Below are 24705 nucleotides of genomic sequence, written 5' to 3'. Positions count from 1 at the left end.
GTTAAATGGCGTCATATCCACGTATTTCAAGTAGCCCTTATTTGATCCAGATCACGCTTGCCATGCGGCCGGTATTGCCGTTGTCACGGCGGTAGGAGTAAAAGCGCGACTCACAGGCGGTACAGAAGTGCCCGCCGCTAATATGGTGAATGCCTAATGCCTCTAGGCGAAAGCGCGCTAGCCGATACAAATCAGCCATATAGTGGCCAAGCCGATAAGGGCTGTGATCAAAAGCATCGGCGGTATCAGGATGTACCGCGACAAAAGCGCCGTACACTTCCGGGCCCACTTCAAACTGCGCGTTAGAAATCGCCGGGCCTAGCCATACTAGGATGTCGTCCGGGTCGCAGTTCATCGCGGCCACCGTAGCTTCCAGCACGCCACCTGCCAGGCCACGCCAACCCGCATGAGCAACCGCCACCTGGGTGCCTTGTCGGTTGCAGAGCAGCACCGGCAAACAGTCTGCGGTGAGGACTACACAAGCGTACTCGCTGCTGCTGGCAAGAGCGGCATCCGCTTCCGGCGTGTCACTCTGATACTCCTGCTGCACCCGCGCACCGTGGGTTTGGTTTAGCCACAGCAGCGGACGCTCATCACCGATCTCTTTCTGCATTAGCCGCCGACACAGCGCCACATGGTCAGCGTTATCACCAACGTGGGTTGCCGGGTTGAAGGCAGCAAAGTCGTTCTGGCTTGGCCCGGTTTCACGGGTGGTCACAAAGGCCCGCACGTTGGCGGGCGCGGGCCAATCCGGTAGCAGTAGCGTCGGGCGCAGGTCAATGGCATCGCTCATCGCATGGTCTCGCTATCTTCGCGCAGGTAGTCCAATAACATTAGTAGATCATCGGGCAGATCGGCTTGAAAAGTGAGGGTTTCGCCACTGACGGGGTGCACAAAGCTCAGCTTGCGAGCATGCAGCGCTTGGCGAGGAAACTCGCGCAAAATCTCTTTTAACGGCCCGGCAGCCCCCGGCGGAAGTTTGGCACGGCCACTGTAGAGCGGGTCGCCAATCAGCGGATAGCGGGCGTGGGCCATATGCACGCGGATTTGGTGGGTGCGACCGGTTTCTAGCTGGCAGCGTACGTGGGTGTGAGCACGAAAGCGCTCTACCACGCGAAAATGAGTCACGGCAGGTTTGCCGGACGCCGTGACCGCTTGGCGTTTACGGTCTTTCGGGTGCCGACCAATCGGCGCATCAATGGTGCTGCCCGCCACGGGCTTGCCAATCACCACCGCATCGTATTGGCGGGAAACGGTGCGCGCCTGAAGCTGCTCTACCAACGTCGTTTGAGCGGGCAGGGTTTTGGCGACCATCATCAGCCCGGTAGTATCTTTATCCAAACGGTGGACGATCCCCGCGCGCGGCACCTCCGCCAGTGCCGGATGATGATGCAGAAGAGCGTTTAACAGAGTGCCATCTGGGTTACCCGCGGCCGGATGAACGACCATACCCGCCGCCTTATTAATAACAATCACGGCCTCGTCTTCATAGACGATATCTAGCGCAATGTCCTGGGGCTCAAAACGCGTATCCTCTTCAATGGACGCGTTGAGCGCCAGCACTTCATGGCCGTGCAGCTTGGCTTTGGGTTTTACTTTGACCCCATCGACGGTGAGCTCACCGGCGTTGATCCACGCTTTCAAGCGCTCGCGGGAGTAATCGCTGAACAACTCCGCCGCCGCTTGGTCCAAGCGTGCACCAGCTAATGATGCGGGCACCCGCTGCGTGGCTTCAACAATACGAGACATGAATAACCTCTCTAAGACGCTAACCGCCCAACTGCGTCACATAATACGCTTAACGTGTCGCTAAGCCTGCGTTTTGCGTCTAGGTGTTTTATAGTGGGCTAACTGCGACCTATTCTACCATTTCTACTTATGGCCATCGTCGCTTTTCGGTGATTGAGGCTTGTTTGCAACGAGGATGATGATGCGCGTTTTTTCCGCTGCCAACCGCTTTGGCGCCCTAGCCTTAAGCCTTGCCCTTCTGGCGGGCTGCGCCAGTAACGACACGACCCCGGAAGAGGAAGATGAGTTTGCGGGCGTTCAAGAGCGCGAGCTGTATGAACTGGCACGCACCGCGCTCGATAGCAACCGCTATCCGATTGCTATCGAGCGCCTTGAGGCTCTGGACACCCGCTATCCGTTTGGCCCTCATGCTGAGCAGGCCCAGCTTGAGCTGGTTTACGCTTACTACGAAAACAGTAACTGGGAAGAAGCGCGTGCTGCCGCCAGCCGCTTTATCCGCCTTCATCCAGACCACCCGCAGGTCGATTACGCCTACTACCTACGCGGGCTTTCCGCCTGGCAGGCGGGCCGCTTTAGTCTGGAGCGCTTGCGCCTGATTGATATTTCCAAGCGTGACCTGGGCGCCTCGCGGGATGCCTACAACGATTTCCGCGAGCTAATTCAGCGCTTCCCGCAGAGCCAGTACGCGCCGGATGCCCAGCAACGCATTGTTTATCTGCGTGAGCTATTAGCCCGCCATGAACTGCATGTGGCTGACTACTACCTGCGCCGTGGTGCTTTCTTGGCCGCCGTTGAGCGGGGCCGCTGGGTCATTGAAAATTACCCAGAGTCCAGCGCCACTCGTGATGCGCTAGCCACGATGGTGGAGGGCTATCAAGGCTTAGGCATGGACGACCGCGCCCGCGAGGTGCTCACCGTGCTGCGCGAAAACGCGCCGGATCACGAGCAGCTTCAAAACGGCCGCTTTACACCCAAACATGGCAGCAGCGATTAAGCGTTGAATCAGGCCACTAGCGGCCGCCACGTTTAAGCTGTACAATCCATGCATCAATAAAACCACGCTTCGGCGTGGTTTTTTCGTTTATGGCTAATAAAAACTTATTTAACAGAAGCTTAAAAAAGCCAGACAATACCAATAATCATACACATATTGTACAAATTATTATCCAAGCGCTATTATCACCTCAGCCTAACATAATAAAGCGCCTGCACGGCGCCTAAGGAGCCTCACTGAATGCTGTCCCTGATGAAACGACTCTCTGGAACAAAAATAAGTACCCGCCTTGCCGTCGGGTTCTCTATTCTGCTAGCACTACTTGTACTGTTAACTGCCGCAGGCATTCTCCAGGTCAACCAAATTGACCGAGGATTGACGCAGATCAACGATGTACACGGCGAAAAGCAAGGCTACGCCGTTGATATGCGCGGCAGCGTTCACGACCGAGCAATCACACTACGCGATATCGTGATCACCGCTGGTGATGGAATGCTCAGTGATCTTCAAGCGGATATGCGTCGACTTGAAGACGCCTATCAGGTAGCCACAAGCGGTATGGAGCAAATTAACCAAAACACCACCGCTTCTGCTGAAGAACAGCGCCTACTCTCACTCATCGCTGAACAGGCCACTACCGCTACCAACCTCACGGAGCAAGTGCTTACCGCTCGTGAAGCAAGTAGCAACGTGCAGGCACAAGCACTTTTATTAGAACAAGCAGGGCCGGCTTACACCGAATGGCTCAACCGCATCAACCAGTTTATTGATCTCCAAGAGCGGATTAATAACGCTATAACCGCCGATGCCCGCGCAACAGCCTCTGGCTTCCAGCTGCAAATGCTGGGATTAACGCTATTTGCGCTGCTGATTGGCGGGCTGATTGCCGTATTCTTGTCTCGCCAGCTGCTGCGCGAGTTAGGCGCAGAGCCCTACGAGGTAAAAGCCTTTGCCCAAGCCATTGGACGGGGCGAACTGACCACCAAAGGGCGGCTTAAGAAAGGCGATAAGCGCAGCATTATGGCCTCGCAGGTGGAGATGGCGAAGCACTTACAAGATATCGTGGCGCAAGTGCGCGCCTCAGCAGAAGCCGTAGCTTCCAATAGCGAACAAATCGCCGAAGGCAACAATGACCTCGCCTCGCGTACCGAAGAGCAAGCCAGCGCCCTGGCAGAAACGGCTTCGGCTATGGAAGAATTGAATAGCACCGTCAAGCAGAATGCGGATAACTCCGAGCAAGCCAGCCAAGAAGCATCTAGCGCTTCTACAATAGCCACTCAAGGCGGCGAGGCGGTGAATCAAGTAGTAACCACCATGAATGATCTCAATAAAAGCTCACAAGAGATCGCGGGCATTATTTCCACCATTGACTCGATTGCGTTTCAGACCAATATCTTGGCGCTAAACGCGTCGGTGGAAGCAGCACGAGCAGGAGAGCACGGCCGCGGGTTTGCAGTTGTTGCTGAGGAAGTACGCAAGCTGGCACAACGTAGCGCCGATGCCGCCCGTGAAATTAACAACCTCATTACCAGCAATCTTGAACGTGTGAATCATGGTAACGAGCGGGCTGAAGAAGCCAGCAAGTCCACCGAAGAGATTGTGGCAGCCATCGAGCGCGTTACCCAAATCATGCAAGAGATCAGCAACGCCAGTGCCGAGCAGAGCGCAGGTGTACAGCAAGTGGGCCAGGCGGTAACGGAAATGGACCATGTAACACAGCAGAACGCCTCTCTTGTCAATGAAAGCGCGACAGCTGCTAACAACCTGCGCCAAAACGCTCATCAGCTACTGCATTCCATGGGGGCTTTCAAACTTCCGGCCACTGCGTCAACGGGTGCAGACCGCCGCCGCGTCAACCACGCGACCGAACAGCAATCACATAAACCCCAAAAAGCACCCGCGCTACCGGCTGCCAAACCTTCCACTGCTCCTGAACCCGAATGGGAAAGCTTCTAAATAAAACGTCTTGCCTGCCGTTAACTATTTAGGAGGGCCGTGGCGTGACACGCTGCGGCCCACTGCCTTCCCTTGAGGTTACTATGAAACCTTCCCAAAGCTTATTCATGGTGTTTTTGTTACCGGTATTGATAGTAGTGCTGCCCGTGCTGCTATTGCTGGTGCTAGCTACTCAGGTTATCAAAGAGTAGTCATTGCAGAACTATCAACTGCAATCTGATGACTTGGATACGTTGGTGCAAATGGCCACCTTCGACCGCCAAATGGGTGATCTTCACCAGCGCATGACCGAAGTATTTAGCCGCGCCGAAGAAACCAGCCTAAGTGCAATGCAGCGCTACTCCGAATATGGCCTGATCAATCAAGAGCTGACAGCCATCGGAGAAAGCATTGACCAATTAGCAGCCTCGCCACTTATTTTTGACCTTAGCAAAGGGAGTGCCGACACCCTGCAACGTGCTTTTCACCAGTATCAGCGCTTTGTCAGTATGGCAAACGAATCGGCGACGCTTAATCAAGGCGACCCAGGGTTTTATCTTCAAGAAGCACAGCGCCACTACAATACGTTTAGCCTATTCTCACAGCAGATTTTTGAGGCACTTACCCAGCGTGCCAGCGACCGCCATCGCGAGTCTTACGCAGACCTCATCCACTCACGCGACTCCACGCTATGGATGGGTGTGGGGCTATTTGTACTGTTGATTAGTGCTGCTTTTCTGGCCGCATGGCGGATCAACCAGCGCCTTGTGACGGTAGGTGATGCCATTTTGGCGCTCTCCGATAGCCGCCAGGAACTACCTGATATGCAGGCGATAGAGCGTTTAAGCCAGAAGCACAGCGGGCCACTTAAGCGTATTGCACTTGCCCTGCTCTCTTTTCGTGTTACCGAACAGCAACGTCGCGCTGCGGAGCGCCAAGTACATCAACTGGCCTACTACGACACGCTCACCGACCTACCCAACTGGCGGTTAATGAAGGAGCACTTACAGCACTCCCTGGAAACTAACAGCCAAACCGACACCTATGGCGCGCTGGTGTATGTAGATGTGGATGAGTTCAAACGCATTAACGATGGCATCGGCCACCAAGCGGGGGACGATCTCCTTAAGCAGATGGCAACACGGCTTAAAACCCTTGAACAACAAGGCTGCATCATTGGGCGCTTAAGTGGCGATGAGTTCGTGCTGATTATTGACGGATTAGACAGCGATAAACTGAAGGCCGCCGAGAAAGCCGAATTCTTTGCCCATCAGGTCAATCATGCATTAACCCAGGCTTACTGCCTGGATGGTCATCACCAGTATCTTAACGTTAGCCAAGGGTTAGTGCTGTTTAAAGGCGTCGATGAAAGCGTCGATGATCTTTTCCAGTACGCTAACTCTGCCGTTCACATCGCAAAACGCGATGGTCAGAATAATATCCGCTTTTACGACCCTGCGGTCCAAGCACAGCTGGAGTGCCGCACAGAGCTAGAGCGCGACTTGCGCTTAGCGATTGAACGAGATGAGTTTGTCCTGGTGTACCAAATGCAGGTGGATAGCCAAGGGCGTGCCATTGGTGCAGAAGCACTGATTCGCTGGCAGCACCCCACCCGTGGTTTTGTATCCCCCGGCACGTTCATTCCGCTCGCCGAAGAAACAGGCCTCATCGTGCCTATTGGTACGTGGGTGCTGCATGCTGCCTGTGAACAGCTTGTCATGTGGCAAACAGCGGAGCATACAAAAGACCTAGTGCTGGCCGTGAATGTCAGCGCGAAACAGTTTCAGCAGCCAAACTTCGTGGAAGAAGTAGCCAACGCGCTGGAGCTAAGCGGCGCCTCGCCCCACAAGCTGAAGCTTGAGCTAACCGAGAGTACCGTGATTGGAAAAGTGGAAGATACCATCGCCCGCATGCATCAGCTGAAGGCGCTGGGGATCAGTTTTGCGATGGACGACTTTGGCACCGGGTACTCATCGCTGCAGTACCTGAAGCGCTTGCCGTTGGATCAGATCAAAATCGATCAGTCCTTCGTACGCGACCTTCACCAGGATGAGGACGATATGGCCATCGTCGAAACGATCATTGCCATGGGGCGTTCGCTGGGCCTTAACGTCATCGCCGAAGGGGTGGAAACCATGGAGCACTGGCGCTATCTCAACGAGCACCAGTGCCACGCTTATCAGGGTTACTACTTTTGCAGACCAGTGACAGCGGAAGAGATGGCCAAACACTGCTTGGCCCCTCCTCCGGTACTGTCTTAAGCCAGTGAGCGCTTACATTAATCCCCAGGCTGCCAGCCATTCACTATGGGGTAGCGACGGTCACGCCCGAAACCACGCGGCGTGACCCGCACTCCAACAGGGGCCTGGCGACGCTTGTATTCGCAGCGATCCACCAGCTTGACGACTTTATAGACATCCTCTTCCTCAAAGCCTGCCGCAATAATCGACTCGGCGCTCATATCCCCTTCGATGTAGCGGACCAAAATGGCGTCCAGCACATCGTAGTCGGGTAGCGAGTCGCTATCCTGCTGATCAGGGGCGAGCTCAGCGCTAGGCGGGCGCTCAATGACCCGCTCGGGAATCGCCGGAGACTGAGTATTGCGCCAGCGGGCTAAGCGATAAACCCAAGTTTTATACACATCCTTAATAGCGTTGTAGCCGCCCACCATATCGCCATACAGGGTAGCGTAACCCACTGCCATTTCGCTCTTGTTACCGGTGGTCAGCACCATCAGGCCTTTCTTATTGGAAATGGTCATTAACAGCACACCACGACAGCGCGACTGCAGGTTCTCTTCGGTAGTATCCCGCTCAGTGCCAGCAAAGCTTTCCGCCAAGGTGCCCATAAAGGCTTCCACCATCGGCTCGATGGGCATCACGTCATAGTGCACGCCCAGCAGGTTCGCCTGCTCGGCGGCATCCTGTTTGGAGATATCCGCCGTGTAGTGGTAAGGCATCATCACCGCCTGCACCCGCTGCGGCCCCAACGCATCCACCGCAATGGCCAGCGAGAGAGCAGAATCGATCCCACCAGAAAGCCCCAACACTACGCCCTTGAACCCGCTTTTATTGACGTAGTCACGCAGGCCAGTCACCAGCGCGCAATAGAGGCTCTCTTCCGGCTCGACGTCGGGTTCGATCTCCCCCGCTTGGGGCTCCCAGGTATCCGCGCTGGTTTGCAGCAACTGGATGGGCATCAAGCCCGCCTGCCAATAGGGTGCCAGCACCTTTAACTGCCCACTGGCATCGACACAGCTAGAGCCACCGTCAAACACCAGCTCATCCTGGCCGCCGATGGTGTTGACGTAAACAATCGGCCGCTGCACATCTTGGGCACGCAGCTCTAAAAGGCGCAGCCGCTCGGCGGGCTTGTCCTGATGGTAGGGCGAGGCATTCAGGCTAATCAGCACTTCGGCGCCCGCTTCCCGAGCCGCTTTTACCGGCGCGCCTTCCCATAAATCTTCACAAATCAGCAGGCCAAGCTTGGCGCCTTTATGTTCGTACACCAGCGGCTCAGTGCCAGGGGTAAAGTAGCGCTGCTCGTCAAACACTTGGTAGTTGGGCAGCGCCTGCTTGGCGTATTCTGCCTCCCACTGGCCGTTGTACAGCACACCCGCCAGGTTGTAGCACTTGCCTTCACGCACGCCGGGGTAGCCAATAATCACCAGCACATCGCGGGAGATTTTTTCGGCCATTTTAGCCCGCGCTTCCCGCAGGCGGGTTTCCATGGAGGGGCGCAGCAGCAAATCTTCCGGCGGGTAGCCGGATAAAAAAAGCTCAGGGAAGACAACAATATCCGCCCCATGCTCAATCCTCGCTTCTCGCACAGCCTCAATGGCACGCGCGGCATTGCCGGGAATATCTCCCACCAGAGGGTCGAGTTGGGCCATTACCAGCGTTAAGTCTTGCATGGGCGTTAAAATCTCTTGAGAATCTTCGGAATACGGTGGCATCTATATAGTAGATGCATTGTCCCGCAAGGCATGCCAAGTGGCAAAGGCCACACAGCACTAAGAGGGCTGAAAGCAACGAAAGTCTTGCCGCCAGTCACGCCTTGTAACCGCCTTTCCCACTTGGGGAGCCATTGAGGATGAATCTATTGATCATTCGGCTGATTATATTTGCCGTGCTGTTTTACGTAGGCTTGAAGCTTTACGGTATTTACCGCCAGCGTAAGCTGACCCACCAGCAGCAAACACCCCCTCGCCATGAAGGTGGCAAAATGGTGCGCTGCCGCTGGTGTGATGTCCACGTACCGGAAAACGAGGCGCTGCGCGATGCGGAACAGTGGTTCTGCTGTAGCGCGCACCGTGACCGTTTTTTGCAGGAGCAGGAAGACAACAGCAATCGCTAAGCCTCCCCGCCTTTACGCCAAACGCGCAGCCGTTGGCTGATAAGGCGTAGGATCCATCAGCGGCTTACGCCCAAGCAGCTGATCCGCTAGCAAGTGTGTCGATGCAGGCGCTAGTACTAAGCCGTTACGGTAGTGGCCTGCATTGACAAACACATTCGGAAAACCGGGCAGTGCGCCAATAAAAGGAATGCCTTCCGGCGAGCCAGGGCGCAGGCCCGCCCAATGGTGCGCTACGGGGCAATCTGCCAGCGCGGGGATAATATTCTCCGCGCTCCGCTTGAGCGAGGCCAGCGCCTCTTCATCAGTGGCTTTATCGAAGCCCGCCTCTTCCAGGGTCGAGCCTACCAGCAGTAGCCCGTCGCTACGGGGAATCACATAGCGACCATCCTTTAGCACGACACGTTGCACTAACCCCGGGGGCGCTTGATAAGCAATCATCTGCCCTTTGACGGGACGCACCGGCAGGCGCACGTTTAACCCCTCTAGCAACTGGGCTGCCCAAGCACCGCCGCATACCACCAACTGCTCGGCTAGCTGCTCGCCTTGGTTGGTATCAACACCCACCACGCGGCCTTGGCGCTGAATAAACCCCTGCACGCTGCACTGCTCTACGAGTGTGACGTTGGGCATGTCGGCTAAGCGCGCCCTTAGCGCTTGGCCCAAGCGCGGGTTGCGCACGCTGCCTAGAGTGGGCATCCAGAGCGCGCTGCCTTCTGGCGCAGCCGCTTCGGGCTCTTTTTGATGCACAAAAGAGGCGTCTACCCGCTCCAATGGTTTGCCTAGCTGGCGGGCCCATCGCAGTGCCGCGCCATCGTCATCCACGTTTAAGTAGAGCAAGCCCTTTTGGCGATACTCCGGGTCGATGCCGGTCTCTTCCAGCAGGCGCAGTGCCAGCGTCGGATAGACACCCTCCGACCAGCGGGAAAGTTGCGATACTGGCTCGCCGTACCGCCATGGGTAGAGCGGCGACACAATACCCCCGCCTGCCCAAGAAGCCTCTTTCCCGCATACCCCACGCTCCACCAGCGTGATATTCTGACCTGCATCTGCCAGTTGCAGCGCGGTCATCATGCCAATAACACCACCGCCTATAATTAAGAAATCGCTCACAAATATTGCCCACTATTGCTAATAGAGTCGCTAAAAGAGCCGCTAACAGAGTACCAGCGCATTGGCGGCATAAAGAGAATGAGCATAGTGATGCGTTTCAACAGGTCAAGCTACTGAGAGAGACTATGGCACAGCCTCACCACATCGCTAGGCGAAACAACACGGGCTTTACACTGCTTGAGTTGCTGGTGGCACTCGCCTTAATGGGCATGCTGGCGGCCTGGGGTTTGCCCAACTTTCAGGCACTAGGCGAGCGTTCTGCAGTCACCAGCGAGGTGAATCGGCTACAGACAATCCTTACTCTGGCACGCAATACCGCGATTACCCAGCAGAGCGATATAACAGTCTGCCCGGCTAACGAAGGGAAAAACGCCTGCTCAGATGACTGGAACAACCCTGTCATTATTGTCCAAGGAGACAAAACGACGAGCATTAGTGACCAAGATATTGTGCGCGTCTTCGCACCCACTAAAGGCGTTCACGTTACTAAGAATGGCAGATCAAGAATTAAATACGATTCGATAGGATATACGAGAGGTTATAACAGCACTTACACTATTTGTCCTGGCAATGATCAAACAGCCACCTCGGGCGCAACCCTCGTTTTAAGCAACCTCGGACGAGCTTCGACGGGAGAAGCCCCCACTAGCTGTGCTGACTAATGGGAGCTCTCACCAACAAACGTATGGCTAATTAAGCAATACCATCCAGATAGCGCTCGGCATCCAGCGCGGCCATGCAGCCGCTACCTGCTGAGGTAATTGCCTGGCGATAGATATGATCCATCACATCGCCACAGGCAAACACACCCGGCACGCTGGTCGCCGTTGCGTTACCTTCACTGCCCGATTTCACTTTGATATAGCCGCCGTTCATTTCCAGCTGGCCTTCAAAGATGCCGGTGTTGGGGCTATGGCCGATGGCAATAAACAGCCCCGGCGCATGAATCTCTTTGGTGGAGCCATCTTTGGTAGATTTCACCCGCACGCCGGTCACGCCGGTGTTGTCGCCCAGCACTTCCTCTACTTCGTAGAACCATTCCAAAGCAATCTTGCCCGCCTCGGCTTTCTCGAAGAGTTTGTCTTGCAGAATTTTTTCGGCGCGTAGGGTATCGCGGCGGTGTACCAGCGTCACCTTAGAGGCGATATTGGAAAGGTACAGCGCTTCTTCCACGGCGGTGTTGCCCCCGCCTACAACAATCACTTCCTGGTTGCGATAGAAAAAGCCATCGCAAGTGGCGCAGGCAGAAACACCCTGACCCATAAACTGCTGCTCAGTGGGCAGCCCCAAGTAGCGTGCGCTGGCACCGGTCGCAATGATCAGCGCATCGCAGGTATAAGTACCGCTATCGCCTTTTAAAGTGTACGGCTTTTCACCTAAGCTGACTTCATTGATATGATCAAACAGCACTTCGGTATTAAACCGCTCGGCGTGCTGCTTCATGCGCTCCATCAGCTCGGGGCCTTGGACGCCTTCGGCATCGCCGGGCCAGTTATCCACATCGGTTGTAGTGGTCAATTGGCCACCTGCCTGTATACCGGTAATCAGCAGCGGCTTTAAGTTAGCCCGTGCTGCATACACCGCTGCGGTATACCCTGCAGGGCCGGAACCAAGAATAATCAAACGTTCATGACGCGTTTCCATGACACCACCTTTGTCACAATATTGAGCAGATAACGTTGCAAGAGAGTCTGCCTGAAATGGCGCCAAGTACAAGCTATTACAAGGGTTAGTCTACGCTATTAGGCAAAGATGCCTTGAAACTCTATGGTGAAACACCCATGTGCTATTAATAAGCCATACTATTGATTCGCCATACCAAGAAAAGCAGTGACCGTCGCGTAACGCCAAGCAATCAGAGGAGAATGGAATGAGCAAGATACCCAACACGCTTCATACCTTAACGGCAGGAAGCCAAGAGTATCACTACTACAGCTTGCCCACGGCGGCTGAAACGCTAGGCAACATCGACCGGCTACCCAAGACGCTCAAAATCCTGCTCGAAAACCAGCTGCGCTTCGCTGACGATGAGAGTGTCGACCAGGAAGACATGCAGGCCCTGGTGGATTGGCAGAAAGAGGGCAAATCCAGCCGTGAAATCGGCTACCGCCCCGCCCGCGTGCTGATGCAGGACTTTACCGGTGTACCCGGTGTAGTAGACCTTGCTTCCATGCGGGCCGCCGTAGAAAAGCTCGGTGAAGACCCTGCCCGTATCAACCCGCTCTCTCCGGTTGACTTGGTGATTGACCACTCGGTGATGGTCGATAAATTCGGCAACGCGGCGGCGTTCCAAGAAAACGTCGATATCGAAATGCAGCGCAACGGCGAACGCTACGAGTTCCTGCGCTGGGGCCAAAAAGCCTTTGATAACTTCAGCGTTGTACCGCCCGGCACCGGTATTTGCCACCAGGTGAACCTAGAGTACCTGGGCCGCACGGTATGGACCAAAGAGGAAGATGGCAAAACCTTTGCCTATCCCGACACGCTAGTGGGCACCGACTCCCACACCACCATGATTAACGGTCTCGGCGTACTGGGCTGGGGCGTGGGCGGTATCGAAGCCGAGGCCGCCATGCTGGGTCAGCCGGTTTCCATGCTGATTCCCGAGGTGATTGGCTTCAAGCTGACGGGCAAGCTGCAGGAAGGCATTACCGCCACCGACCTCGTGCTGACCGTCACCGAAATGCTGCGCAAGAAAGGCGTGGTAGGTAAGTTCGTCGAGTTTTACGGCGATGGCCTGAAAGACCTGCCGCTGGCGGACCGCGCCACCATTGCCAACATGGCCCCGGAATACGGCGCCACTTGCGGCTTCTTCCCGGTGGATGACGAAACGCTCAACTACCTGCGCTTAACCGGTCGCGAAGATAGCCAGATCGCGCTGGTGGAAGCGTACAGCAAAGCCCAAGGGCTGTGGCGTGAGCCGGGTGACGAGCCTGTGTTCACTGACACACTCAGCTTGGATATGAACGAGGTGGAAGCCAGCCTAGCAGGCCCCAAACGTCCGCAGGACCGCGTTGCCCTCAAAAATATGGCCAGCGCCTTTAGCAAAGTGATGGAAGAGGACGGCAAAGCACGTCCCACCACCGAGAAGGGCAAACTTGCTTCGGAAGGTGGCCAAACAGCGGTGGGTATTGAGCGTAGCTACGAGCACGACTTCAAACACAGTGACAGCCAGTCCGTCACCATGGGCGAGCAGGACTTCAGCCTTGACCCCGGCGCGGTAGTCATCGCCGCCATTACTTCGTGCACCAACACCTCCAACCCAAGCGTAATGATGGCGGCAGGCCTGCTGGCCCGCAACGCCCGCGAAAAAGGCTTGACCACCAAGCCTTGGGTAAAAACATCGTTGGCCCCCGGCTCTAAAGTCGTCACCGACTATCTCGCCGCCGCCAATCTTAACGATGACCTAGACGCCCTAGGCTTCAACCTAGTGGGCTACGGCTGCACTACCTGTATCGGTAACTCTGGGCCGCTGCCGGAAGAGATTGAAAAAGCCATCAACAACGGCGACCTCACCGTGGCCTCGGTGCTCTCTGGCAACCGTAACTTCGAAGGCCGCGTGCATCCGCTGGTGAAAACCAACTGGCTGGCCTCGCCGCCCCTGGTGGTCGCCTATGCATTGGCGGGCAACGTACAGCGCAACCTAACCACCGACCCGCTCGGCCAGGATAGCGACGGCAACCCGGTTTATCTGAAGGATATTTGGCCTTCACAAGCGGATATCGCTAGCGCCGTCGAGAAGGTCAATACCGAGATGTTCCGCAAAGAGTACGGCGCGGTCTTTGAAGGTGACGACACTTGGAAGTCGATCAAAGTGCCGGAAGGCAAAGTGTACGAGTGGCCGGAATCAACCTATATTCAGCACCCGCCCTTCTTTGAAGGGATGCAGCGGGAGCCAGACGCCATCGAGGACGTGAAGAACGCCCGCGTACTGGCGATGCTGGGTGACTCCGTCACCACCGACCATATCTCGCCTGCTGGCTCTATCAAGCCGGATAGCCCCGCCGGGCGCTACCTGCAAGAGCACGGCGTGAAGCCGGTCGACTTCAACTCCTACGGCTCACGCCGGGGTAACCATGAAGTGATGATGCGCGGCACCTTCGCCAACGTGCGCATCAAAAACGAGATGCTCGACGGCGTGGTAGGCGGCGAAACCCGCCACGTGCCGAGCGGCGAGCAGATGGCGATTTACGATGCCGCCATGAAATATAAAGAGGAAGGCACGCCGCTGGTGGTGATTGCTGGTAAGGAGTACGGCACCGGCTCCTCGCGGGATTGGGCTGCCAAAGGCACCCGTTTGCTAGGCGTGCGCGCAGTCATTGCCGAATCCTTCGAGCGTATCCACCGCTCTAACCTGATCGGTATGGGCGTGGTGCCGCTACAGTTCCCGGAAGGCGAAAGCCGTGAAAGCCTGGGATTAACAGGGGATGAGGAGATCTCGATTGCCGGTTTGAGCGACTTAAGCCCCGGCGGCACCGTTCAAGTCGTGATTAAAAATAGCGACGGGGAACGTACCGTTGATGCCAAGTGCCGAATTGATACCGTCAATGAGCTGGCGTACTACCGCCACGGTGGTATCCTTCACTACGTGCTGCGCAAGATGATCGGCGCAGCCTAGAGGTACGACCTCCCAATGCTTGCATAGCCCCCACCTCGGTGGGGGCTTTTTTTTGCCAGCGCGCCAGTTTAGAAGGCGCGACGACGATAGAAGCGGTACTCCGGCGACCAGCAAGCTTTTTCGATACGCTCGCGCAGCGCTGTACCACTGGTTTTCAACGCAACGCCATTCTGCTGGGCTTGTGCGGCCACCTCAAAAGCAATCGACTTGCTGATATCACGAATCCGCGAAAGCGGCGGCAGCAGTGCGCCTTTGCCTTCTTTGACCAGCGGTGCTTCACGCGCCAACGCCCGCGAGGCGCTCATCAGCATCTCATCGGTAACGCGGTTAGCGTTCGCTGCAATCACACCCAAACCAATGCCGGGGAAGATATAAGCGTTGTTGCACTGGGCAATCGGATAGGTGCGGCCGTTATAGACCACCGGTGCGAACGGGCTACCGGTGGCTACCAGCGCTTGGCCATCGGTCCAACGAATCACATCCTCTGGCACCGCTTCCGCCTGGGAGGTCGGGTTCGAGAGCGGCATAATCACCGGATGTTCGCAGCCTGCGTGCATGGTACGTACCACCTGCTCGGTGAAGATACCGCGCTGGCCACATACGCCAATCAAGATCGTCGGTTTGATTTGGGCAATGGTCTCTTCCAAGCCCTGGCCGTTCCACTCCGCCACTAGCGAAGAGTCATGGGCCAAACGGCGCTGGAAATCCCGCTGCCACGTTTGATCCGTGGTCATCAAACCGTCACGGTCGACGATAAAGATGCGCGCCCGCGCTTCCGCTTCGGTCAGGCCTTCCGCCTCCATGGCGACCACGACCTGCTCGGCGATACCGCAACCGGCAGAGCCACCGCCAACAAACACCACGCGCTGCTGGGCAATGGTTTCTTCGCGGGCCTGGCAGGCCGCCATCAGCGTACCTACCACCACAGAGGCCGTGCCCTGCACGTCATCGTTGAAGCAGCACAGTTCGTTACGGTAGCGCTCCAACAGCGGCACGGCGTTGGCCTGGGCAAAATCTTCAAACTGCAGCAGCACGTTCGGCCAGCGGCGCTTCACGGCAGCAATAAACTCCGCCATAAAGGCATCGTACTCTTCCTGGCCTACCCGTTCATGGCGCCAGCCCATGTACATCGGGTCATCCAGCAGCGCTTGGTTATTGGTGCCTACGTCGATCATGATCGGCAGCGTATAGGCTGGGCTAATCCCGCCGCAAGCGGTATAGAGCGCCAGCTTACCGATAGGAATGCCCATGCCGCCGATACCCTGGTCGCCAAGGCCGAGAATCCGCTCGCCATCGGTCACCACGATCACTTTCACGTTATCTTTGGTGGCGCTACGCAGGATATCGTCCATATGCTCGCGGTCCGGGTAGCTGATAAACAGCCCCCGGTGATTGCGGTAGATATTGGAGAACTCCTGGCACGCCTGGCCAACCGTCGGCGTGTAGATAATCGGCAGCATCTCTTCCAGATGCTCAGAGACGAGACGGAAATAGAGCGTTTCGTTGTCATCCTGAATGGCACGAAGGTGAATATGGCGCTCTAAATCGCTATGGCACTGCTGGTACTGGCGGTAAACACGCTCAAGCTGATCATCAATGGTTTCGACTTTTTGCGGCAACAAGCCTATCAGGTTAAATGCTAGCCGCTCCTCCTGAGTAAACGCGCTACCTTTGTTCAATAGCGGCATTTCAAGCAGCGAAGGACCGGCGTAAGGAATGTACAGGGGGCGTTTACTCGTCGTAGACATAGGCACTCTCTTTTTATGTCAATTGCTGTTGCAATGCAGCAACACTGGGCGTTGGCGGCGTTTAGGCGTAATGTAACATGCTAGTACGACAAAGGTGGCAGAGACTTGACGTCCTCCCCGCCTAAAGGGCGGGGATTCCAACTTCTTGAGGGCAACGTCCTGCCCCGAGACTGAGGATATTCCGGGCCGCATTCACGTCCCGGTCGTGGAGTACACCACACTCCACGCACTCCCAGCCCCTTACTCGCAACCCGTTGACGCCCTGCGGCCCGCTAAGCGAGCCGCACGACGAACAGGCGCGGGTGGTGTTGGTTTCGCGAACGACCTTGAAGACGATGCCTGCGTGAGCGCATTTATATTCCAGCATCGTTTTCAGTTGTGACCAGCCAGCGTCGTAAACGCTTTTGGCCATCTTGGTCTTCGCGAGCTTGGTTGAGGAAACATCGCCCACGACGATTTCGCCGTACTGGTTGACGAGTTTCCGGGAAAACTTGTGCTGAGCGTCCTGGCGACGGTTCTTGATCTTGGCGTGAATAGCCTTTACCCGCCGCTTGTTACGGGCACGTTGGGCTGTCGCCAACTGGTCTTCCATGCGGCGGTAGAAGCGGCTGTTTTCCAGCCTTTCTCCATCGCTACAGGTGGCCACATCCTTGAGCCCAAGGTCGATGCCAACGGCGCCCTGCCCAAGCGTCGGTTGAACGTCCACCTCGACCGCAACATTGAAATACCACCGGCCCCGGCTATCTTCGTTGAAACTGCCGGCACGGAACTTGTATGTCGACAGGCCGTAGCTATCCCACACCTTGAAGTAGGTGCCGTTGTGAAATACCTGCCCGTTCTTCCACTTGGCCGCGCCGGTATTGACCGGAATCCAGCCAAGTGAGCGGCGCACACCGCCAGACTTGCGCCAATTCAAGCGGGGCTTTTTGAACTGCTTGCGGCGGGCAACGTATTCAGCAGCAATGCATTGCAGCGTTTGGCTGTGCAGGCCGAGGTCCTTGCCAGCACCCTTGGTATAGGGGTGCATGTCGTAGGCAGACAGAAACAGACCTTTCTCCCGAATGGCTCGGGAAGACAGTTCGTTGAGGTAGTTCCAAACAAAATTCACGCTGCGGGCCATGCGGTTAAGCTCGGCGGCGTGTTTGTCCTTCACTCGAACCTTGAGGGTCTTGGTCTGCTTCATGGCTTCGAATATACTTGGTCTATGGAAACCAAACAAGCTATCAGAACAGGAAGGCACTGCGTTTTTGAACTCCATGTCCATTTGGTCTTTGTCACCAAGTATCGGGGCAAGGTGTTTACCGGCGCGCATCTCAACTCCCTCGAATTGCTTTTCGACCGTGTGTGTCGGGACTTCGAGGCGGAGCTGCAGGAGTTCAACGGTGAAACCGATCACGTCCATTTGCTTGTCAACTTTCCACCCAAAGTGGCGGTATCCAGGCTGGTGAATAGTTTGAAGGGGGTATCCAGCCGGCGGATGAAGTTACTACACCCTGAACTGGTGCAGCCCGCCTACCGGAAGAACTCGCTGTGGAGTCCAAGCTACTTTGCGGGAAGTGTCGGAGGCGCCCCCCTGAGCATGGTCAAACAGTATATTGAGCAACAATCGAGGCCGGACTAGGGGCGCTCTCACGCCCCTCGCTATCCATCCTCGCACTAGAAGAAGTACGGGTTTTTTCGCGATGTTCGATAAAAAAACGCCTTGGCGTTAACCAAGGCGCTATGACGCAGTTTGAACGGCGGAACGTTTAGCAGCTTTTCGCTACCGGCTTGCGCCCTGCTTCGCCATCAAAAAATAGCGGGCGCAGCTTAACGCCTGCCATGTTGCCAGCGAAGGCCGCTGCCATCCACACCCAGCCATGCAGGCTGCCGGAAGCAATGCCGCTAAAGTAAGCGCCAATGTTGCAGCCAAAGGCCAAGCGAGCCCCGTAGCCCAGCATAATGCCGCCAATCACCGCCGCCAGCACAGATTTAAGTGGAATACGGAAGTTAGGGGCAAAGCGCCCGGCCAGGTTTGCCGCTGCCAGCGCGCCCAACATAATGCCAACGTTCATCACCGTGGTAATGTCTCCCCATACGCTGGCTTCCAGCGCGGCGGCATTGCCGGGTGCTTGCCAATAGCCCCACTGGCTCACATCGCCGCCTACCAGTTCAAAACTCTTGGCGCCCCACAGCGCAAACGCCGAGGTGATCCCCCAGGGGCGGCCAGCCAGTGCCAGCGTGGCAAAGTTCAGCAGTGCCAGGGCGACCGCACCGGCTACCAGCGGCCACGGGCCGGATAACCAGCGCTCGGCTCCAGGCTTATCCACCAGCGGGGCTTGCTCTAGATGACCGTGGCGGCGTTTCTCCATAATTACGGTAAAGACCGCAATCGCAGCAAACAGCACTAAGCTGATCCCAATACCGCCGCCAACTCCGGCTACATTGACCAGCGATACCGGCTGGAAAGCGGGCAGGCTCTGCCACCAGGCAAAGTGCGCGGTACCAATCACCGACCCCACAATAAAGAACACCAGCGTAATCAGCATGCGTGCATTACCGCCGCCTGCGGTGAACAGGGTGCCAGAAGCACAGCCACCGCCTAGCTGCATGCCTACCCCGAAGATAAACGCGCCCACTAATACAGAAATACCGATGGGAGAAACGAAGCCGCGCACTTCAGTACCAAACAGGCTGCCCGCGCCCAGCGCCGGGAAGAACAGCACCACGGCAATCGCCAGCATGACCATTTGCGCCCGCAGCCCACGCCCACGGCGCTCGGTAATAAACACCCGCCATGCCGCTGTAAAGCCAAACGCCGCATGGTACAGCACCATACCCAGCAGGCCACCTACGATCATAAGTAAGCCGATATTGGCGCTAAACAGCACACCAATCACCAAGGCACCCAGCACAATGGCCGCAGTTGCCAATAGAGGCACTCGATAGTTAACCGGTGCTACCGTAGAGGTCGTCGCCATAATTCACCTTTAAGAAACGCCAAAAGCGCCTGCGAACAGCAGGCGCTTGGCTAAGTTAAACACACGTTCTTTGACAGAGGCTCTTGGGCAATAGCTCTTGGATAAGAGCTCTTATACAGTACTTATAAGCCTAACGTTGGCCGTAGAACGCTGGAAATTCTTTATTTAGCAGTATTTATGCCTTTAAAGAATATTAAACAAAGCGCCCAAGGCCGACGGCAGCGCGTAATCGATCCATGGTAACAGCAGCCTCTTCCCGGGCACGCTCAGCGCCTTTTTGCAGGACTGCTTCAATATGGGCCGGGTCTTCCATCAGCGCGTTATACCGCTCACGAGGGGCGCTTAGGTGGGCGTTGACGTACTCAAATACGCGGTCTTTTGCTTCGCCCCAGCCAATGCCCTCTGCGTACTGCTGGCGCATAGCCAACGCTTCGGATTCACTCGCGAAGGCTGAGAAAATCTGGAACAGGGTGCAGGTATCCGGGTCTTTCGGCTCGCCGGGTTCCAGCGAGTTGGTTTTGATTTTACGTACCAGTTTCTGCAGCTTTTTCTCGCTCACAAACAGCGGGATTGTATTGTTGTAGCTTTTGGACATCTTGCGCCCATCCAGCCCTTTCAATACTTCCACTTTTTCATCCACGACGGCTTCAGGCTGTACAAAGTACTGGCCTTTAAACAGGTGGTTAAAGCGGCCAGCCATATCTCGCGCCATTTCGATATGCTGAATCTGGTCGCGGCCAACCGGCACTTTATTCGCATTGAACATCAAAATATCGGCGGCCATCAGTACCGGATAGCCGAACAGCCCCATGGTGACGCCTTTATCCGGGTCTTGATTACCGGCCTCTTCATTCTCTGCCACGGCGGCTTTATAAGCGTGGGCACGGTTCATTAGCCCCTTGGCACACACGCAGGAGAGCATCCACATCAGCTCGGGGATCTCGATAATATCCGACTGGCGGTAGAAGATCGCGTTGTCGGTATCTAGGCCAAGCGCCAGCCACGTCGCGGCGATCTCCAGGCGGGAAGCCTGCACACGCTTAGGGTCCTGGCACTTGATCAGCGCATGATAGTCAGCAAGAAAGAAGAACGGTTGTACGTTCGGGTCTTGGCTTGCCTCAATGGCAGGCTTAATGGCGCCAACATAGTTACCAAGGTGCGGCGTTCCAGAAGTGGTAATCCCGGTCAGCACACGGGTTTTAGCTGTCTGACTCATGATGTTCTAGCTCTTGGGCAAATAGGCCTATCATAACGTTTTGCCAGACGGGTGGCGAACAGCTTCAACGCCAATCGCTTAGATACCAGGTCAACTCGCCATCACCAGACGCGGGTGGGGCATTACAACTCCCCCAACTGGCCTGCTCTTCGTCATCCAGTAAATTAAAGGCAGTACGCAGCGCCGCTTCATCATAATTAAAATCATTGCTTCCGCCTCCGCTAAACTCAATATTCGCCTCAGTGAATTTTAGGTCATTGACATTATAAGGCGCGACTAGCAAAGCGCCGTTTAAGTCTCTTCCTCCGCCGCCCTTTTGTGAATAGTTACCCAACACAATAATCAACCCATCAAAACTGGGATTTCCTCCAGCATTGTAATTACCATCAATCACTAAAATACCGGCACCGGAGATGTTATTTTTGTCGACATCACCTGTAATATAAGTAATTTCCTCTTTGCCATTGCCTTCCTCTCCAAAAGGATCTTTAACCTTAGAGATATCACCCAAGACATTATCTGCATTATCTTTTAACATACGGATAAAAGCATGAAATTTTTCAGCACTTTCACCACGACTAAATACCCCATCAGGAATGCCTCCCTGGATATTATCGTTGGCGGCGTTAGCGCCGGAGAACCTTTCAAGATCGCCTTGGGTCACCGTAATATCAGGAACACTGTCTTTACCATTAAACTCTGCTTGAGAATTTGGAAGAGATAAGTTACCGACAGGGCTTGCGACGGTTAAAGGGGATAAATCATCAAAGCTGCACCACTCGGGGCTTGGCTCGCCACTATTTTCGCCAAACGCATTGGCTAATAGCTCGTCATACACAACTTTAGCGCCACCAACCACCGTTACTTTCCTCGCTTTTACACTACCAAAAAGACTGCCGCCTGAATTAACACTTACCTGCGTAAAAGGGGCGTAGACATTGGCAACCACTCGGTTGCTCGCATTAATATCAATACCTACACTATTGCTCTCATAGCTGGAAAATATTGAAAAAGTCGGTTTACCAGTAGCACTCAATGTATTCGTGGTCGGCATCTTCACGTTGCTATTCAACTTCACCTGCCCCTCCACAAACACCATCAAACTACTATCTGGGTCAATAACTAAGCCAGCTCCACCACCCCCCATAGAGAATTCACCACCTATTACTAGCGCCACGTCGCCGCCTTTGATATGCAGCTTAGAAGTACTAGCCATCTGCAAACTATCAACGTAATAGATAGAGGCATCTTCTCCAAAAACAGCAGCCACTTCCGGCTCGGCCCCATTAATGTGACCGTGATTATCACTACCAACAACTGATACACGACTTGGTGTCATTGTTATATCTACAACACCATTATTAACTACCACATTACCAATGGACCGATGATCATTTTGATAGCGAGCCACCTCCTCTTTCAACGAATTACCAAAAAAATCGAAAGTGTCACAGGGCTGTGGTTCTAAACTCTCAATTTCAGCTATTGAAACAGAAGTATTTGAGTAAAAATTATCACGGTATGCTTGGTCTACATGCCCTTCTGGAGGGTTATATGGAGGATTTCTAGGGCTATAAATTTCACCCTGTGCATATATCCCCTGGCCTACACTCGCACTCCAATTATTTAAATTAACGTCACCCTTGGACCTCACAACCCCATTAACGCGACCGCTACTAGAAAAAATAACGTTTGCAGCGCTTTCAACATCACCCTCAACTTTTGAGCCACCATTATCTAGTGTGGCATCACCCTCTGAAAAGATACTTCCTTTAACCGTTGCGGAGCCCATATAAACTGCACCTTTACTATAGACATCTCCATGAACAAGGTTATTTTCATTTAAATTCACATCCATATTCGAGTGAATATCACCATAAACCTGAGAAGAACCATTGAGAGCAACCGTTCCAAGTGCAGCTATGCCACCGTGAATTTTTTCACCTCCTCCAATTTCAACATTTGCATTTTCTGACGTTGTGCTAATTAGAGGGACATCACTGGTTGCAAAACTTCCTGGCTGGCCGCTCCATGGACCATCACTAGAGCGATAGCTACTGATCGTAGAGCCACCGGCTACCGAAATGCCCTCGCAACCTACAATCGCGGTCTCGAAAGGTGAGCTTTGTTCAGCGGCACCACTATAACGATAGGAGTAAACCAACGCCGAATCACGTGCGGCACTATTGCGCAGCCCTCGGTCCCAGGAGGTGATCGTGACCGTTTGCTCATCAGTATTCACTTCAAATTGAAGCTGCAAGTTAGCCAGCAGCTCTTCTTTTATACGATTTTGCTCATCTATTTCTAGCTCGTCAAAATTGGCAGGAAGCAGATCTTCAATAAATTGATCCAAGGTACCTGCTTGAAGTAGCTGAGCGATCTCATCACCCGTTAGCTTTCCTTCCGTCTCTTCAAGCAGTTGCGGATTTGCCACTAACTGTCCTAAAAAATCGTTGCGACTTGCAGTATTGACAGGATTAACTAACGACGACAAGGTATTTTCAGAGGTCATTTGCGCTTGAACAGAAGAGCGAAAGTTCCCTGCCAGCCGCTCATCGACAAGGGAGGACTGCATAGTGCTCATACCCACCACCATGGAGGCCGATAACAAGGCCATGACAACAAAGAGTGCCGCGCCTTTTTGCTGCTTTTTCATTGTTACCTCACTCGGGGTTGGTGGTTGTTACGATATCTCGTTTGGTGACATGGAATATTAGCGACTCACCACCCTTCATAATCGGAACGCTGATTTCGTAGTGGTGATCTTGTACTGATCTCACCAATGGCTCGTCGCTACACTCCGCATCGCTAATAACGTGGCTTTCTTCAAAATCTTTATAAAAATTTATGACTGGTTGATTATCTTCGTCGGTATCGCTAATTGTGCAAAGACACTGAGCATCCGCTATAGAGCAAGAAAGCGCATAGCGATCAACATCGTCTTCCTTTCGCAGTTCTTCCGCTAAAATTTGCGTTAAAAACACCGCTACTTCTTGCTTCCGGCTTAGCTCATCCACCGCGCTAAACGTCGAAAAGGTAGATAAAAAGAGTTGGCCCGCCCCTAGCGCAATCACCGTACCAATCGCCATCGCCACCATTAACTCAACCAAGCCAGCGCCCAGCTGTTGCTTCACTACTTTCATAGGGCACCTGCCGTGTTCGGGAGGATGAAACTGTAGAGGTACTCCTCCTCGCTGTTGCTAGAGACGCTATTTAGGGCTATCACAATTGTAAACTCGCACCCTTCGGACATCCTCACATCGCTGTTGTCCCAGTTAGCGCCCCGTAGCGGGTTGGCGTTTGTATCTTCTGACCAGTGCTCTATCCAATCATCTTCAAGGGCACTCACCGCTGACGCCTCTATGGCTTCGCAATTAGAGTCGCTGGCTAATAGATTCCAAATTCTCTCTTGGGCATCGACCGCCGCCACCACGGCTATAGAGCGCTGATACCCTTCGGTCGCGCTTTGCAGGGCTTTCATCTGCATGGCGGCCACCCCCATCAGGCCAAAGGCAAGCACTACCAGCGCGATCAGCACCTCAATGAGTGAGAACCCTTGCTGATGCTTCATTACCAGCACGCCTCTGGGGCACGTACCCCTTTTGCATTTAAGGTGAGATCTTCATCACAGCCGTCTGAGCGTTGGGTCGTCGCGGTTAATACGTAGCCGCCGTCGCTTTGGCTTCCGGTATCGGTTGAGATGGCGTAATGGCCGCTCGGAGAGTCGGTCATATCCAAATCGCACTCTTCATAGGTGTAGTCACGGGAATAACAACGCTCCATTTCTGAAGCCGCTTGCAAGAGTGCCGTTTGGCCATCAGAGCGAACGGAGCGTTCGACGTAGCGGGTGTAGCTGGGGTAGGCGATGCTGGCGATGATCCCAATAATGACCACCGCAATCAGTAACTCGATGAGGGTAAAGCCGCGCTGGTGCTTACTAACGTCACCCGCACGGCGATCAAAAACATAAGACACTAAGCGATGCTCCCATATCAGTTCACTCATACTTTGAGTATGTC

Annotated in this window: 20 protein-coding genes; 7 read left to right on the top strand and 13 right to left on the bottom strand. The window is 54.7% G+C overall.

The features are described from left to right. Positions 1-37 precede the first annotated feature (37 nt). Complete coding sequence (gene pgeF, locus ACIGG6_RS16120; protein ID WP_399845831.1) at positions 38-793, bottom strand: peptidoglycan editing factor PgeF; 756 nt, start codon at positions 791-793, stop codon at positions 38-40. Further along, on the bottom strand, positions 790-1749 hold the full coding sequence (gene rluD, locus ACIGG6_RS16115) for a 23S rRNA pseudouridine(1911/1915/1917) synthase RluD (RefSeq protein ID WP_399845829.1): 960 nt from the start codon (positions 1747-1749) through the stop codon (positions 790-792). Before rluD ends, pgeF begins: the two co-directional genes overlap by 4 nt. Before the next feature lie 181 nt (positions 1750-1930). Here rluD and ACIGG6_RS16110 point away from each other — a divergent pair, with 181 nt between their 5' ends. The 3 genes from ACIGG6_RS16110 (at position 1931) to ACIGG6_RS16100 (ending at position 6939) form a co-directional block, all read left to right on the top strand. Then, positions 1931-2743, top strand: coding sequence for an outer membrane protein assembly factor BamD (locus tag ACIGG6_RS16110; protein WP_083023252.1), 813 nt, complete (start codon positions 1931-1933; stop codon positions 2741-2743). 240 nt (positions 2744-2983) lie between these two features. Next, the gene (locus ACIGG6_RS16105; RefSeq protein ID WP_399845827.1) at positions 2984-4699 is read left to right on the top strand and encodes a methyl-accepting chemotaxis protein; all 1716 of its coding nucleotides are present in this window, start codon (positions 2984-2986) and stop codon (positions 4697-4699) included. A gap of 194 nt (positions 4700-4893) precedes the next feature. Continuing rightward, positions 4894-6939: a putative bifunctional diguanylate cyclase/phosphodiesterase gene (locus tag ACIGG6_RS16100; RefSeq protein WP_399845825.1), complete on the top strand. Its 2046-nt coding sequence runs from the start codon at positions 4894-4896 to the stop codon at positions 6937-6939. 17 nt (positions 6940-6956) lie between these two features. On the opposite strand, the gene ACIGG6_RS16095 is transcribed toward ACIGG6_RS16100, so the two are convergent. Then, positions 6957-8591: an NAD+ synthase gene (locus tag ACIGG6_RS16095; protein ID WP_399845823.1), complete on the bottom strand. Its 1635-nt coding sequence runs from the start codon at positions 8589-8591 to the stop codon at positions 6957-6959. Positions 8592-8770: 179 nt separating this feature from the next. Between ACIGG6_RS16095 and ACIGG6_RS16090 the strand changes: the two genes are divergently transcribed. Further along, positions 8771-9034, top strand: a complete 264-nt coding sequence (locus tag ACIGG6_RS16090; RefSeq protein WP_083023255.1) for a PP0621 family protein — start codon at positions 8771-8773, stop codon at positions 9032-9034. 12 nt (positions 9035-9046) lie between these two features. On the opposite strand, the gene thiO is transcribed toward ACIGG6_RS16090, so the two are convergent. Then, positions 9047-10144, bottom strand: coding sequence for a glycine oxidase ThiO (gene thiO / locus ACIGG6_RS16085; protein ID WP_399845821.1), 1098 nt, complete (start codon positions 10142-10144; stop codon positions 9047-9049). Positions 10145-10269: 125 nt separating this feature from the next. Between thiO and ACIGG6_RS16080 the strand changes: the two genes are divergently transcribed. Next, positions 10270-10806, top strand: coding sequence for a GspH/FimT family pseudopilin (locus ACIGG6_RS16080; protein ID WP_399845819.1), 537 nt, complete (start codon positions 10270-10272; stop codon positions 10804-10806). A 31-nt stretch (positions 10807-10837) separates the two neighbouring features. On the opposite strand, the gene trxB is transcribed toward ACIGG6_RS16080, so the two are convergent. Next, positions 10838-11788 (bottom strand): thioredoxin-disulfide reductase, encoded by a 951-nt coding sequence (gene trxB / locus ACIGG6_RS16075; protein WP_253503346.1) that lies wholly within the window; start codon positions 11786-11788, stop codon positions 10838-10840. Positions 11789-12014: 226 nt separating this feature from the next. Here trxB and acnA point away from each other — a divergent pair, with 226 nt between their 5' ends. Then, a complete protein-coding gene (gene acnA, locus ACIGG6_RS16070) occupies positions 12015-14762 on the top strand; it encodes an aconitate hydratase AcnA (protein WP_399845818.1) in 2748 nt (915 codons plus the stop codon). Between the two features lie 68 nt (positions 14763-14830). Here acnA and ACIGG6_RS16065 read toward each other — a convergent pair whose 3' ends face one another. Together ACIGG6_RS16065 and ACIGG6_RS16060 are read right to left on the bottom strand one after the other, a co-directional pair. Continuing rightward, complete coding sequence (locus ACIGG6_RS16065; protein WP_058577287.1) at positions 14831-16510, bottom strand: NAD-dependent malic enzyme; 1680 nt, start codon at positions 16508-16510, stop codon at positions 14831-14833. A 121-nt stretch (positions 16511-16631) separates the two neighbouring features. Beyond that, positions 16632-17693 carry an RNA-guided endonuclease InsQ/TnpB family protein gene (locus ACIGG6_RS16060; RefSeq protein ID WP_399845816.1) on the bottom strand — a complete coding sequence of 354 codons (1062 nt, stop codon included), beginning with the start codon at positions 17691-17693 and terminating at the stop codon, positions 16632-16634. Positions 17694-17714: 21 nt separating this feature from the next. Here ACIGG6_RS16060 and tnpA point away from each other — a divergent pair, with 21 nt between their 5' ends. After that, positions 17715-18131, top strand: coding sequence for an IS200/IS605 family transposase (gene tnpA / locus ACIGG6_RS16055; RefSeq protein WP_044630342.1), 417 nt, complete (start codon positions 17715-17717; stop codon positions 18129-18131). 127 nt (positions 18132-18258) lie between these two features. On the opposite strand, the gene ACIGG6_RS16050 is transcribed toward tnpA, so the two are convergent. The 6 genes from ACIGG6_RS16050 to ACIGG6_RS16025 form a co-directional block, all read right to left on the bottom strand. Next, entirely contained in the window at positions 18259-19470 is a 1212-nt protein-coding gene (locus ACIGG6_RS16050) for a YeeE/YedE family protein (RefSeq protein ID WP_287148589.1), read from the bottom strand. A 193-nt stretch (positions 19471-19663) separates the two neighbouring features. Further along, complete coding sequence (gene trpS, locus ACIGG6_RS16045; RefSeq protein ID WP_399845813.1) at positions 19664-20686, bottom strand: tryptophan--tRNA ligase; 1023 nt, start codon at positions 20684-20686, stop codon at positions 19664-19666. A gap of 64 nt (positions 20687-20750) precedes the next feature. Then, a complete protein-coding gene (locus ACIGG6_RS16040; RefSeq protein ID WP_399845811.1) occupies positions 20751-23342 on the bottom strand; it encodes a DUF7305 domain-containing protein in 2592 nt (863 codons plus the stop codon). Positions 23343-23349: 7 nt separating this feature from the next. Continuing rightward, positions 23350-23829, bottom strand: a complete 480-nt coding sequence (locus tag ACIGG6_RS16035; protein ID WP_399845809.1) for a PilW family protein — start codon at positions 23827-23829, stop codon at positions 23350-23352. Beyond that, positions 23826-24257 (bottom strand): type IV pilus modification PilV family protein, encoded by a 432-nt coding sequence (locus ACIGG6_RS16030; protein WP_399845806.1) that lies wholly within the window; start codon positions 24255-24257, stop codon positions 23826-23828. The genes ACIGG6_RS16035 and ACIGG6_RS16030 overlap by 4 nt, the downstream gene beginning before the upstream one ends. Further along, a complete protein-coding gene (locus tag ACIGG6_RS16025) occupies positions 24257-24661 on the bottom strand; it encodes a type IV pilin protein (protein ID WP_253503323.1) in 405 nt (134 codons plus the stop codon). Before ACIGG6_RS16025 ends, ACIGG6_RS16030 begins: the two co-directional genes overlap by 1 nt. Positions 24662-24705 lie beyond the last annotated feature (44 nt).

This window comes from Vreelandella lionensis (assembly GCF_044543515.1).
In the GTDB taxonomy this organism is placed as follows: Bacteria; Pseudomonadota; Gammaproteobacteria; order Pseudomonadales; family Halomonadaceae; genus Vreelandella; species Vreelandella lionensis.
Note: the sequence above shows the minus strand (reverse complement) of the source record. Positions and strands in the feature narration are given on the sequence as shown.